Raw genomic sequence first — 12,455 nt, forward strand, 5'->3', positions numbered from 1 at the left:
TCGTCGTGGCGAAAAGCTCAGGGTCTTTACTGACTCAGCGTTATTGACGCCGGGTCAGACCTCATTATTCACCGACGCTGATTTTCAGGCCGGCGGCTATAGCAAAGGGTGTCAGGGTTACCGCCAGGGCGGTCAGGCTACCCAGCCACAAGAGGTAACCGGTCGCCGGCATCCCCATAAGCGCGGCTTGCAAAGCGCCGCTGCCCAGGATCAACACCGGGATATACAAAGGCAGAATCAACAGGGCCAGCAACAGGCCGCCCCGTTTCAAGCCGACGGTCAACGCTGCGCCCACCGCCCCCAACAGGCTGAGCACCGGCGTGCCGAGTAACAAGGACAGGAGCAACACCGGCAGGCATTCAACGGGCAACCCGAGCATCATGGCAAGCAGTGGCGAGAGCAAGACTAGCGCCAAGCCGGAAAAAACCCAGTGTGCCAGCACCTTGGCCAGTACCAGAAGTGGCAAAGGGTGCGACGAAAGGACCCACTGTTCCAGGGAACCGTCTTCGAAATCACTGCGAAACAGCCCGTCCAGCGAGAGCAGAACCGATAAAAGTGCGGCGACCCACACCAGTCCTGGGGACAAGGTTTGCAACAGTTTAGTCTCCGGGCCAACCGCCAGCGGGAACAGCGCGATCACGATGGCAAAGAACACCAGCGGGTTGGCCAGTTCGGCGGGGCGACGGCACAACAGCCGGGCTTCGCGGGCGACCAACAGGGCGAACACACTCATAGCGACCACCGCCCCAGGTCCAGCTCACGGTAACCAGCGGGCATACGCACCAAGGTGTGGTGGGTGGTGAGCACCACCAGGCCACCTTGCTCGCAGTGCTGGGCCAGATGTGCTTCGAGTTGAGCCACGCCTTGTTTGTCGAGGGCCGTGAAAGGTTCGTCGAGAATCCACAACGGCGGGCCGGGCAAGTACAAGCGGGCCAGGGCCACGCGGCGCTGCTGGCCGGCGGACAGGGTGTGGCAGGGGACGTCCTCAAAGCCCTTGAGGCCCACCGCGGCCAGGGCCTGCCAGATGGCGTCACGGGAAGCAGGATGATGCAGGGCGCTGAGCCAACTGAGGTTTTCTTCAGCGGTGAGTACGTCCTTGATGCCAGCGGCGTGGCCGATCCAGACCAGGTTGCGCGCAAGCTCGCTACGCTGCTCGTTCAACGGTTTGCCGTTGAGCTGCACCACGCCGGCCGTCGGCTGCATCAACCCGGCCAGCAGGCGCAGCAGGCTGGTCTTGCCGCTGCCATTGGGGCCACTGATTTGCACCATGTCGCCCCCCGAAAGCCGCAGGTCGAGTTGCTCGAACAGCAGGCGCAGGTCGCGTTCACAGGCAAGCGCTACGGCTTCAAGAAGAGGGCTGGTCAAGAGATCGCGGGCCTTTACGGTTCAAGTCGGCGGTGCAGCGGCCGTTATAGTGAGATGCACAATAACGGCTTTGGCGACCGATTTTAGAGAGCTGGATCAAATAGTTGTGAGGTTTTTACCGCTCTCTTTGCAGACGGACGGCATTATACATGCGATGTCCTACTCTAAAGAGGGCAATTTCCCCAGAGACGATGCGCACGATGACCGGCGAGATCAACCTTCCTCCACTGCCGCCAACCTCCGCACCCGGGCCCACTCCGCTGCCTGGGGCCGGCGCGTTGCTCAAACTGCTGGAGCCGCAGGCCGGGTTGATCGACCCGGGGAAAACCGTGAACGCCGAGGTCATCGCGCTTAAACAAGGCGGCGAGGCCTTTCAGTTATTGCTCAAACTGACCCTCGCCGGCGGTCGCCAGACGCTGGTGCAAGCCAGCAGCGCCCAGCCCTTGCCCCTGGGCAGCAATGTGGCGGTGAGCCAGACGCCTGCGGGCAACCTGGCCATTACCTTGCAGCAAGCCATAAGTGCCAACGTGGCCGCCCTCACCCGCCTCGACACTAACCAAATACCGGTGGGTACGTTATTGCAGGCCAAGGTGCTGACCACGCAGATGCTGCCCCAGGGCACGGCGCAACCGGCGATCTATCGCTCGCTGGTGAGTGTGCTCAATAACGCCCTGGCCGGTGCCACCCTCACCCTGGAAAGCCCTCAGCCGCTGAGGGTGGGCAGCTTGCTCAGCGCCGTGGTGCAGAACGCGCAGACCCTGAACTTCGTACCGCTAAGCGGCCTGAAGGACCAACTGGCCGTGACGCAGCAACTTGCCACTCAGCAAAGTCGCCAAGGCTCGCTGGATGCGGTGTTCACCGCCTTGCAAAACCTGCCCCGTGGCGACAGCACATCGGGCGAGCTGCGGGCCGCCGCCGAGCGCTTGCTGGCGGCGTTGCCCGATCTGGCACAGGTCAGCAATCCCAAGATACTGGCCCAGGTGGTGCAGAACAGCGGCGCCTTTCTGGAAGCCAAATTGCTTGCCGGGCAGAACCCGCAAATCCCACCGCTGGACATGAAAGGCGCGCTGTTACGCCTGGTCGCAGACCTTTTGCCCGCCTTGCCTGCCAGTACCAACCTGAATGCGATCCTCGCCGCCAATACCCTGGCCCAGGTGTTGCCGCACTTCGTGCGCAGCCCGTTGAACACCCTCGGCCAGGTCGGCGCCCGGCAGATACCCGCCGGCTTCCCGCTGCCCGAGCGGCTCATGGCAAAACTGGAAGGTGAAGGCGACTTGGAAAGCCTGCTACGCCTGGCCGCCGGGGCGATCTCGCGCTTGCAGAGCCATCAACTGTCGAGCCTGGAACAGACCGGCATCACCGCCGATGGCCGCCTGCAAACGACCTGGCAGTTGGAGATCCCCATGCGCACCCTGCAAGACATTGTGCCGTTGCAGGTCAAGTTCCAACGCGAGGAGCCCGCGCCAGACAAGGACCAGCCCGAGCGCAAGGATAAAAAAGACCCGAAACAGATGCTCTGGCGCGTCGAACTGGCCTTCGACATGGAGCCGCTGGGGCCACTGCAGGTTCAGGCGCAGTTGTCTCAAGGCAAACTGTCCAGCCAGCTGTGGGCCAGCCGCCCATTCACTGCCAGCCTGATCGAAAGCCATTTGGGCAGCCTGCGCGAGCGCCTGGTGTCATCCGGGCTTAACGTCGGCGACCTGGATTGCCATCTGGGCACCCCGCCCCGTGGGCCAAAAACCGGACTGGAGCAACGCTGGGTGGATGAAACCGCATGAAAAACGCCGCCCCACCCCGCCAGGCCATCGCCCTCAAGTACGACGGCCAACAGGCCCCCACCCTGACGGCCAAAGGCGACGACGCCCTGGCCGAAGCCATCCTCAAATTGGCACGGGAGAATGAAGTACCGATCTATGAAAACGCCGAGTTGGTGAAGCTGCTGGCGCGCATGGAACTGGGGGACAGCATTCCGGAAGAGTTGTACCGCACGATTGCCGAGATCATTGCGTTTGCCTGGACGTTGAAGGGCAAGTTCCCGGCCGGCTACGACCCGGAAGCAGGGCCAGTAGAGCGGGATGTCACTGAGCAGGGTGACGATTACTGATTGCTCATGAGCTCCCCACACATCCAACTGTGGGAGCTGGCTTGCCTGCTCCCACATTTTTGATCTGTGTTCAGTTCAGGACTTCGCTCAAAGGAATGAAGTTGACCCGGTCGCCGATGGCCAGCGTGGTGCCTTCCACTACCTCCACAAAGCCTTCAGCCCACGCCGCACTGCGCAGCACCCCGGAGCTTTGGTTGCGGTAGATGATCGCCTTGCCCTGTTCGATCCGCCCGCGCAGGTACTCGCGGCGGTTGCCGGGCTTGGGCCAGACGAACCCTGCCGACACTTCGAAGCGCAGCGGCTGCACCTGCAGCACACCTTGACGGCGCAGCAGATACGGGCGCGCCAGCAGCGCAAAAGTCACCAGGGTCGAGGCCGGGTTTCCCGGCAGGCCGATCACCGGCACGCCACGAAAATGCCCGAAGGTCAGCGGCTTGCCCGGTTTGATCGCCAGTTTCCACAGCGCCAGCTCACCCTCTTCCCGCAAGGCAATGCCAAGGAAGTCCGCTTCGCCCACCGACACACCGCCGGTCGAGAGGATCAGGTCAACGTTGCCCAGCCCCGCCAGACGCGCGCGGGTCTGTTCCAGATCATCCGGTAGAATCCCGGCATCAATCACTTCGCAGCCCATGCGCCCAAGCCAACTGCACAGCACGCGGCGGTTGCTGTTGTAGATCTGCCCAGGGCCGAGCGGCAACCCTGGCTCAATCAGTTCATCGCCGGTCGACAACACGGCCACGCGCACGCGCCGCACCACCTCGAGTCGATCACGTCCAAGAGACGCGGCCAAACCGAGTTCGATAGGGCCCAGGCGGGTACCGGCACTGAGTACGGTCTCGCCGACCGTGGTCTCTTGGCCCTGAGGCCGGATGTTGTCGCCCATCTGCAATGGCTCGGTGAAACTCACGCGCTGGTCGGCATGCACCACGGCGTTTTCCTGCATTTGCACGCAGTCAGCGCCTTGGGGCACCGGCGCGCCGGTAAAGATGCGTGCGCAGGTGCCGGCCGCCAAGGGTTCAGGGGCAGTGCCGGCGAAAATCCGCTGGCTCACCACCAAGGGTTCGCCGGTCCAGTCCGCCAGGCGCACGGCGTAGCCGTCCATGGCACTGTTGGGCCACGGTGGCAGGTCGAGTGTGGAGATCAGATCCTGGGCCAATACCCGGCCATCACACTCAGCCAGGGACAGTACTTCCTCCTCGCGGATCGGCGCGGCGGCGGCCATGTCGAGCAAACGTTGCAGGGCTGCCTCCACCGGCATCAGGGCGCCGGTCTTGCCGGGCTTATCCACGGGATTCACAAGGTTCTGCCTGCTTCAGATGCGGGACGAAATTGCACGGGCGGTGACGGTTATCCAACTGCTCGGCGAGGATGCCGTCCCAACCGGTGCGCACGGCATTGGTGGAGCCTGGCAGGCAGCACACCAGGGTGCCGTTGGCCAACCCCGCCAAGGCGCGCGATTGTACGGTGGAGGTGCCGATATCGGCCACGGAGATCTGGCGGAACAGCTCGCCAAAACCATCGACCTGCTTGTCGAGCAGGCAGCTCACTGCTTCAGGGGTACTGTCGCGACCGGTGAAGCCGGTGCCGCCGGTAATCAGCACCACCTGCACCACGTCTTCAGCGATCCAGTGGGCCACCTGGGCGCGAATCTTGTAGAGGTCGTCCTTGAGCAGCACGCGCTCGGCCAGGCGGTGGCCGGCGGCGGTGAGGCGGTCGACGAAGACCTGGCCGGAGGTGTCAGTCTCCAGGGTGCGGGTGTCGCTGACGGTCAATACAGCAATATTCAGGGGTACAAAGGGCGCATCGGCCTTGGCTTTCATGGCACGGTCCGGTTGTCGAAGGAACAGCCCGGTGTTATATCACAGGCCCCTGTTTCCCTGCCGCAGCGCAACCACCATGACGTTTGAATTTTCCTCACTGCCGTGTTCGATCCTATTGCTCGCCGGTGGTCGCGGCCAACGCATGGGCGGCCAGGACAAAGGGCTGCTGGAATGGCAAGGCCAGCCCTTGATCGCCCACCTGCACCAGTTGGCCCGGCCGCTCACCGATGACCTGATCATCTCGTGCAACCGCAACCATGAACGCTACGCGCCCTATGCCGACCAGCAGGTGAGTGACGACAACCCGGACTTCCCCGGTCCGCTGGCCGGTATCCGTGCGGGACTCTTCGCCGCACGCCATGCGCATCTGCTGATATTGCCTTGCGATGTGCCGCAGGTCGATGCGCGACTGCTGGCCGACCTGCGTGCGACCGCACGACGCAACCCGCAGATACCGGTGATGGTGCGCCAGGGTGAATGCTGGGAACCCTTGCTGTGCATCATTCCCACAAGCCTGAAAAACCAGGTGGAACAGGCATGGCAAGCGGGTGAGCGCAGCCCGCGCAAGCTCTGGCTGCAACTGGGCGCGGTGGCCGTGGAATGCCCGGCCGATGACCCACGCCTGGCCAATCTTAATACGCCCGAGCTGTTGCACCCCGGGGCTGGCATGTCAGAATGAACCCTGCACAAGGAACTTTGCCGGCGTCCCGTACGTCACAAGGTCAGCAATTTAAAAGTATTCTCTCGGAGACAAACTCATGACTCAACGGACCATCGCCGCTCTCATGCTTGCACTGGGCCTCGCCACCCTCGCCGGTTGCGCCTCGCCAACAGTGATCACCCTGAATGACGGTCGCGAAATCCAGGCCGTCGACACCCCGAAATACGATGAAGATTCGGGCTTCTACGAATTCGAACAACTGGACGGCAAGCACACCCGTATCAACAAAGATCAGGTTCGCACCGTTAAAGACCTGTAAGCCTCAGCGCTTGCACACAAGGCCCGCCTAGCGCGGGCCTTGTTGTTCCTGGGGTTTACCAGTCCAGGGTGATCTGGCTGCGGAAGCTGCGTTGTTCACCGCTCACCGGGTCGATAAAGCGCACGCCCTGGGCCAGCAGCTTAAGTGGCTTGGCGTAATCGTCCTCGGCATCCTTGATTACTTCGGGGTAAAACGGGTCATTACAGATGCTTGCCCCCAGCGCCGTCATATGCACGCGCAGCTGGTGCTTCTTACCGGTCACCGGGAACAGGCCGTAGCGCCATAGATCAGCGTTTTTCTCGCGCACTTCTACCGCCGTCTCGGTGTTGCTGGCCCCCGGCCCTTCCTGCATGCGAAAGAAAGGCTCGCCATCCACCAAACGGCTTTTGTGCACCAACGGGAAACTGAGGTGCGGCAAGGCCGGTGCGATGGCTTCGTAGAATTTGTCGATACGTCGTGTGGGAAACAATTGCTGATAGGCCGAACGGCTGTGCGGGTTGGCGGAGAACAGCACCAACCCCGCCGTATGCCGGTCGATGCGGTGCAGAGGCACCAGGGCGGGATTGTCCAGGCGCCGGATCAAGCGTCGCAACAAGGTGTGTTCGACGTACTCGCCAGCGGGTGTCACTGGCAGGAAATGCGGTTTGTCCGCCACCACCAGGTGTTCATCGGCGTACAGGATGTTTTCCTGCACCGGAATCACTTTCTCGTTGAGCACTTCGCGAAAGTAATAGATGCACAGGCCTTCCTTGTAGCCCAGGCCCAGGCTGATCGGGTTGCCATTGACATCCAGCACCCGGCCGCGGGCAATGCGGTCCAGCCACTGTTCGCGGCCAATGGCCGGGAAGTGTGCGCACAGGCAATCGAGCACCGTCACCCAGGAGCCCGGCGGCAAGTACAGGGTGCTGGCTTGGTGCTGGGAGGGGGAAAAAACCAAAGTGGACATGCCGACGCTCAAAGCCTGGAAAACAGGCGGGCATTATCGCCCATGGCGCGCGATTGCCTAGGGCCTATCTCAGGCCTTGGCCAGTTGAGCCCGCAGCACCGGCGAGGCGCTCGCCGCCTCGGTGAATTCCTTGAGCCAGCGCAGCACGTCCACCGCTTCCCAACGGCCTGGGTCATACAGCGCGTAGAGCAAGCCCTGATAACCCACCACATCCAGCTGCTTGTGATAACCGGCGCGCTGGAACAGCGCCTCGATTTCCGCGAAGCAGGTGTTGAAATGCACTTTGTTAAACGGCGTCTTGCCTTCCGTGACCAAGCCATCGAGGCGCAGTTCGTTCACCGCGTCACGCACCACATCGGCGGACATGCGATTGACGCTGCTTTTAAGTTGTTCAACATTCACCACGGGCGTTCCCTCTATTCAATCGCTGTACGAATATACAGTAACTGAATATTTGAAAAGCCGCCATCGCATAAATCTCAGCGCAGGAAGGCAACCACCTGCTCGGTGTCGAACGGCCAGTCCAGTTCCGCCCCGGTGTCCGTGCGGCGAAGCACCGGAATCCGCAGGCCGTAGACGTCTGTCAGGTCCTGCGGATCGGTGATATCCACCAACTCCACCAACAGCCCGTGTTCGACGAGCGGCATGACTTCGGCTTCGGCGATCTCACACAAATGGCAACCCAGGGTGCCGAACAGCTGGCATTCAGGAAGCATGATGAAAGGACTCGGTCACAAAACGAATCTCCATTCTAAGCCCAACAAGCCCCTTGTAGGAGCGAGCTTGCTCGCTCCTACGGTGCAAAAAGCCTGACCCAGATCACCATGGCCTATAACTGATTCAGCGATTCTCGCGGCTTTTTGCCGCTCACCCTGCAACGGAGATGCCTGTGTTCGCCAACCTGCTGATTATTCTGGCTTCATCCCTGGTGGTGATTGCGTTGTTTCGCCGGCTGCAGTTGCCTCCCGTGCTGGGCTACCTGTGCGTGGGCCTGGCAGTGGGGCCCACCGCGCTGGACTGGGTCAATGACAACGAAGACCTGCCGGACCTGGCCGAGATGGGCGTGGTGTTCCTGCTGTTTTCCCTGGGGCTTGAGTTTTCCCTGTCGAAAATGTTGGCGCTGCGCAGCGTGGTATTTGGCCTGGGCAGCCTGCAGGTGCTGGGGTGCGGGGCATTGCTGGGCGCTTTGTTGATGAGCTTTGGCCTCGCGCCTGGCATCGCGTTATTGCTGGGCGCAGGGCTGGCGTTATCGTCCACGGCCATTGTCAGCAAGGAATTGACCAGCCTCGGGGAAATCTTCAGCAGTCATGGCCAGAATGCGATAGGCGTGTTGCTGTTCCAGGATGTCGTGGCGGTGTTGCTGCTGACACTGGTGCCGGTGTTTGCCGGCAGCAGCGACCACGCCTGGTACTGGGCGCTGCCGTTGACGCTGGCTAAGACCGTGGTGCTGTTCGTGGGCCTGTTGTTCGCCAGCCGCTGGTTGCTGCCGCGCCTGTTCCGTGAAGTCGCCGCGTCTCATTCGGCGGAGCTGTTTGTGCTGCTGGCGCTGGTGATTGTCTTGCTCACCGCCTGGCTCACCCACCTGCTGGGCCTGTCCCCTGCCCTCGGCGCGTTCCTGGCCGGCATGCTGCTGGGCGAGAGCCATTACCGACACCAGATCGAAGCCGATATCCGCCCGTTTCGCGACATCCTGCTGGGGCTGTTTTTTGTCAGCATCGGCATGCTCATCGATCTGCAGTTGTTCGTCAGCCACAGCCTGTTGATCCTCGGCCTGACGCTCACGTTGATGCTGGTCAAAGGCCTGGTCGTCGCGGCGCTGGTCAAGTGGCGTGACAGCGACACCGAAACGGCCTGGCGCAGCGGCCTGGCACTGGCCCAGGGCGGCGAATTCTGTTTTGCGCTGATGGCGCAAATGCAGCAGAGCCGGTTGATTCCCGATGAGTTCAACGGCCTGCTACTGGCTGCCACCTTCTGCTCAATGCTGCTGACACCACTGCTGTTACGTGCGGCACCGGCCATCGCCCTGCGCCTGCATCGCAAGCCCAACCAGCAAGTGCAACTGGAACACATCACCGCGCTCAACGCCCAACTGCATAGGCACGTGGTGATTTGCGGGTATGGCCGGGTAGGCCAGTCCATCGGGCGCTTTATGCGCCGCGAACAACAGGCGTTTATCGCCCTGGATGATGACCCCGAACGGGTGCAGGAAGCCGCCACCGAGGACAGCAGCGTGCATTACGGCGACTGCCGCCGTGGCGCTTTGCTCAGCGCCGTCGGCCTGGAACGGTCGCGGTTGGTGGTGATCGCGGTGGACAACAGCGATGTCGCGCTGGTGGTGCTCAAGGAGGCACGGCAGATCAACCCTGACGTGCCGATTTTGGTGCGCACCCGCGATGACAGCCAGTTGGCTGAGCTCAAGGCCGCGGGCGCCAGCGAAGTGGTGCCCGAGCTGTTGGAGTCGAGCCTGATGCTCGCCTCCCATGCCCTGATCCTGCTGGGTCTGCCGGACCAACAGGTGCAGGCGCGAGTGAACGAAGTACGGCGCAACCACTATCGCCTGCTGCACGGTTTCTACCCACCGGAACACACTGACGAAGACGCGCCGATCAGTCCTGACTGACCGCGCCGATTTTGTGAATCGACAGGTCTGCGCCGTAATACTCCTGCTCCTGGCTCAAGCGCAGCCCTTGCACACGCTTGATCACACCGTACACCAGCAAGCCGCCGCCAAACGCCACGGCCACGCCCAACCCGGTGCCGATCAACTGGCTGATCAGGCTCACGCCGCCCAGCCCACCGAGGGCGGCCTGCCCGAAAATACCGCAGGCAATGCCGCCCCACACACCGCACAAGCCATGCAATGGCCACACGCCCAGCACGTCATCGATCTTCCAGCGCGACTGGGCAGCGATAAAACACCATACGAACAAGCCACCAGCCACCACGCCCGTGACCAGCGCGCCCACCGGGTGCATCAGGTCGGAACCGGCGCAGATTGCCACCAACCCGGCCAAAGGACCGTTGTGCAGAAACCCAGGATCGTTACGGCCAATTACCAGAGCAGCCACGGTGCCACCGACCATGGCCATCAGCGAATTGACGGCCACCAGGCCACTGACGCCATTGAGGGTTTGGGCGCTCATCACGTTAAAGCCGAACCAGCCCACGATCAAAATCCACGAGCCCAGCGCCAGGAAAGGAATGCTCGACGGCGCAAACGCCACCAGACGCCCTTCACGATAACGCCCATTGCGCGGGCCCAGCAGCAACACCGCCGCCAGCGCCAGCCAGCCGCCCATGGCGTGAACCACCACGGAACCGGCAAAGTCGTGGAAGCTGGCGCCAAAGGTTGCGAGCAGCCAGGCTTGCAGGCCAAGGTTGCCGTTCCACACCAGACCTTCGAAGAACGGGTAGATAAACGCCACGATCAACGCGGTGGCACACAGCTGCGGCGCAAACTTGGCACGCTCGGCAATCCCACCGGAAATAATCGCCGGAATCGCCGCGGCAAACGTCAGCAGGAAGAAAAACTTCACCAGGCCGTAGCCATGATCGGCGCTGATCACGGCGGCCGGTTGCAGGAAGCTCACACCGTAGGAGATCCAATAGCCTATAAAGAAATAGGCCAGCGTTGAAATCGCAAAATCACTGAGGATTTTCGACAAGGCGTTGACCTGGTTTTTCTGGCGCACCGTGCCAACCTCAAGGAAGGCAAAGCCGGCGTGCATGGCCAGCACCATGACCGCGCCAATCAGAATGAACAAGGTGTTGGAACTGTGGACGAGGGTGTCCACCGCGCTTTGCAAGTTTTCCATGGAGGTTGGCAGGCCTGCATCAAGGCAAAAAGCACCAAAGCGGTTCAAGCCAGGGTTTCGCGCACTAAATTGGCACCGCCGGCCTCGCCCTTCTTCAGAGGGCGTGAACCGCTTTAGCGCAGCGATCAACACAACAGGCCGTTGCCGACAGGGTTTTTCCGCGAAGTTAAGTGATTTAGGGTAAGGTTTTTCAAGGTTTTCACCTCGACCGCCCGGATTCAGCGCAGGCTCCAGGGCCTGCGCACCAAGGCAAAGCAAAAGCTGTACCACACAATTGCAGTGAACCTTCAGCGAACGCCGCGACTCGAAACCACACGTACAGATCAGCTACCCACGGAGATAACCATGGCCGGTAAAACAGCAAAGACTGCTCAAGAGATACTGATGGAGGATTTTCAAACCCTGGTCAGCGATACCGAAAAGCTGCTGGACGACACTGCCGTGCTGGCCGGTGACCAGGCTGACGAGCTGCGCACCAAGATCCACGAGAGCCTGCTCAAGGCCCGCCAGACCCTGCAACTGACCGAAGACTCATTGCGCGAGCGCGGCCAGGCGGCGATCACTGCCACTGAAGACTACGTGCAAGCCAACCCATGGCAGTCAGTCGGCATTGCTGCCGGCGTAGGCTTTTTGATCGGTCTATTGGCTACAAGGCGCTAACCATGTCTATCGGCGAATCCAGCTCATCCACGAGCGCACATTCCTCAGCAAGCGGTTCAACTTCCCGACGCCTGGGCGCAGCTGTGCTGGGCTTGCTGCACAGTCATGTCGAGTTGTTCGGCATTGAATTACAAGAGCAAAAGGCCCGTACCGTCAGCCTGTTGTTGTTTGCCGGCCTGGCATTGGTGTTTGCCCTGCTGTTGCTGGTGGGCTTGTCGACGCTGGTGATGATCCTGGTGTGGGACACGGGCTATCGCCTGACCGGCATCATCTGCCTCTGCGTGTTCTATAGCCTGGCCGCTGCGTTCTGCGGCGTGCGCTTGAAGGCGGCCGTATTCGATGAGTCCACGCCCTTCCATGCCACGCTCGAAGAACTGGCCAATGACCGGGAGCGCCTGCTGCCATGAGCATGACTGAGATCCCGCAAAATACGTCACGCCGGGAAATGCGCAAAGCCTTGATCCGCCTGCGCATGGAAATGCACCGCCAGGAAATCCGGCATGAGTCCCAACAACTCATGGCCCCCCTGCACAAAATGCGCAATATGCGCCACAACTGGCAGGACAGCCTGGGCATCAAGCACGCGCCGTTGTGGGGCGTGGCGGCGGTTACGCTGATGGGCTTCTTTACCGGCAAGGGCGCCAAGGGCGGCAGTATCAGCAGCATCACGCGCCTGGTGCGGCTGGGTGCCGGGTTGATCCCACTGATCAAGTTGGCCATGCAAGGCGCTTCGCGCAAAAGCTGACCTTCGAAAGCCAATGACCG

General features: G+C 61.6%; 16 protein-coding genes. 8 read left to right on the plus strand and 8 right to left on the minus strand.

All coding sequences use genetic code 11. The features are described 5' to 3' along the window. Window positions 1-64 precede the first annotated feature (64 nt). Together ccmB and ccmA are read right to left on the minus strand one after the other, a co-directional pair. Window positions 65-733: a heme exporter protein CcmB gene (gene ccmB / locus BT199_RS24075; RefSeq protein WP_014717701.1), complete on the minus strand. Its 669-nt coding sequence runs from the start codon at window positions 731-733 to the stop codon at window positions 65-67. Further along, window positions 730-1,365, minus strand: coding sequence for a cytochrome c biogenesis heme-transporting ATPase CcmA (gene ccmA, locus BT199_RS24080; RefSeq protein WP_072435585.1), 636 nt, complete (start codon window positions 1,363-1,365; stop codon window positions 730-732). Before ccmA ends, ccmB begins: the two co-directional genes overlap by 4 nt. Before the next feature lie 200 nt (window positions 1,366-1,565). Between ccmA and BT199_RS24085 the strand changes: the two genes are divergently transcribed. Together BT199_RS24085 and BT199_RS24090 are read left to right on the plus strand one after the other, a co-directional pair. Then, window positions 1,566-3,143 (plus strand): flagellar hook-length control protein FliK, encoded by a 1,578-nt coding sequence (locus BT199_RS24085; RefSeq protein ID WP_072435602.1) that lies wholly within the window; start codon window positions 1,566-1,568, stop codon window positions 3,141-3,143. Beyond that, complete coding sequence (locus BT199_RS24090) at window positions 3,140-3,469, plus strand: EscU/YscU/HrcU family type III secretion system export apparatus switch protein (protein WP_014717698.1); 330 nt, start codon at window positions 3,140-3,142, stop codon at window positions 3,467-3,469. Before BT199_RS24085 ends, BT199_RS24090 begins: the two co-directional genes overlap by 4 nt. Window positions 3,470-3,539: 70 nt before the next feature. Here the strand turns inward: BT199_RS24090 and glp are convergent, their stop codons facing one another. Together glp and moaB are read right to left on the minus strand one after the other, a co-directional pair. Further along, a complete protein-coding gene (gene glp / locus BT199_RS24095; RefSeq protein WP_032874106.1) occupies window positions 3,540-4,766 on the minus strand; it encodes a molybdopterin molybdotransferase MoeA in 1,227 nt (408 codons plus the stop codon). Continuing rightward, on the minus strand, window positions 4,750-5,289 hold the full coding sequence (gene moaB / locus BT199_RS24100; RefSeq protein ID WP_014717696.1) for a molybdenum cofactor biosynthesis protein B: 540 nt from the start codon (window positions 5,287-5,289) through the stop codon (window positions 4,750-4,752). The genes glp and moaB overlap by 17 nt, the downstream gene beginning before the upstream one ends. A 76-nt stretch (window positions 5,290-5,365) precedes the next feature. Between moaB and mobA the strand changes: the two genes are divergently transcribed. Beyond that, window positions 5,366-5,968, plus strand: a complete 603-nt coding sequence (gene mobA / locus BT199_RS24105; RefSeq protein WP_038452116.1) for a molybdenum cofactor guanylyltransferase MobA — start codon at window positions 5,366-5,368, stop codon at window positions 5,966-5,968. A 79-nt stretch (window positions 5,969-6,047) separates the two neighbouring features. Next, window positions 6,048-6,269, plus strand: coding sequence for a YgdI/YgdR family lipoprotein (locus BT199_RS24110; RefSeq protein WP_003189935.1), 222 nt, complete (start codon window positions 6,048-6,050; stop codon window positions 6,267-6,269). A gap of 55 nt (window positions 6,270-6,324) precedes the next feature. Here BT199_RS24110 and BT199_RS24115 read toward each other — a convergent pair whose 3' ends face one another. The 3 genes from BT199_RS24115 to BT199_RS24125 form a co-directional block, all read right to left on the minus strand. After that, the gene (locus BT199_RS24115; RefSeq protein ID WP_014717693.1) at window positions 6,325-7,215 is read right to left on the minus strand and encodes a pseudouridine synthase; all 891 of its coding nucleotides are present in this window, start codon (window positions 7,213-7,215) and stop codon (window positions 6,325-6,327) included. 69 nt (window positions 7,216-7,284) lie between these two features. Then, window positions 7,285-7,620, minus strand: coding sequence for a hypothetical protein (locus BT199_RS24120; RefSeq protein WP_003189932.1), 336 nt, complete (start codon window positions 7,618-7,620; stop codon window positions 7,285-7,287). A gap of 74 nt (window positions 7,621-7,694) precedes the next feature. Continuing rightward, window positions 7,695-7,931, minus strand: a complete 237-nt coding sequence (locus BT199_RS24125; protein ID WP_014717692.1) for a glutaredoxin family protein — start codon at window positions 7,929-7,931, stop codon at window positions 7,695-7,697. Between the two features lie 173 nt (window positions 7,932-8,104). Here BT199_RS24125 and BT199_RS24130 point away from each other — a divergent pair, with 173 nt between their 5' ends. After that, window positions 8,105-9,835, plus strand: coding sequence for a cation:proton antiporter (locus tag BT199_RS24130; RefSeq protein ID WP_072435586.1), 1,731 nt, complete (start codon window positions 8,105-8,107; stop codon window positions 9,833-9,835). On the opposite strand, the gene BT199_RS24135 is transcribed toward BT199_RS24130, so the two are convergent. Further along, window positions 9,822-11,030 carry an ammonium transporter gene (locus BT199_RS24135; RefSeq protein ID WP_014717690.1) on the minus strand — a complete coding sequence of 403 codons (1,209 nt, stop codon included), beginning with the start codon at window positions 11,028-11,030 and terminating at the stop codon, window positions 9,822-9,824. The genes BT199_RS24130 and BT199_RS24135 overlap by 14 nt on opposite strands. A gap of 345 nt (window positions 11,031-11,375) precedes the next feature. Here BT199_RS24135 and BT199_RS24140 point away from each other — a divergent pair, with 345 nt between their 5' ends. Genes BT199_RS24140 through BT199_RS24150 form a run of 3 tightly spaced genes read left to right on the plus strand, consistent with a single transcriptional unit; the run spans window position 11,376 to window position 12,435 of the window. After that, window positions 11,376-11,690, plus strand: coding sequence for an ElaB/YgaM/YqjD family protein (locus BT199_RS24140; protein ID WP_019820355.1), 315 nt, complete (start codon window positions 11,376-11,378; stop codon window positions 11,688-11,690). A 2-nt stretch (window positions 11,691-11,692) separates the two neighbouring features. Then, complete coding sequence (locus BT199_RS24145) at window positions 11,693-12,097, plus strand: phage holin family protein (RefSeq protein ID WP_005786473.1); 405 nt, start codon at window positions 11,693-11,695, stop codon at window positions 12,095-12,097. Continuing rightward, complete coding sequence (locus BT199_RS24150; RefSeq protein WP_014717689.1) at window positions 12,094-12,435, plus strand: hypothetical protein; 342 nt, start codon at window positions 12,094-12,096, stop codon at window positions 12,433-12,435. The genes BT199_RS24145 and BT199_RS24150 overlap by 4 nt, the downstream gene beginning before the upstream one ends. The last annotated feature ends 20 nt before the right edge of the window (window positions 12,436-12,455 follow it).

Source organism: Pseudomonas sp. NFR02 (assembly GCF_900119375.1).
Classification (GTDB): domain Bacteria; phylum Pseudomonadota; class Gammaproteobacteria; order Pseudomonadales; family Pseudomonadaceae; genus Aquipseudomonas; species Aquipseudomonas paracarnis.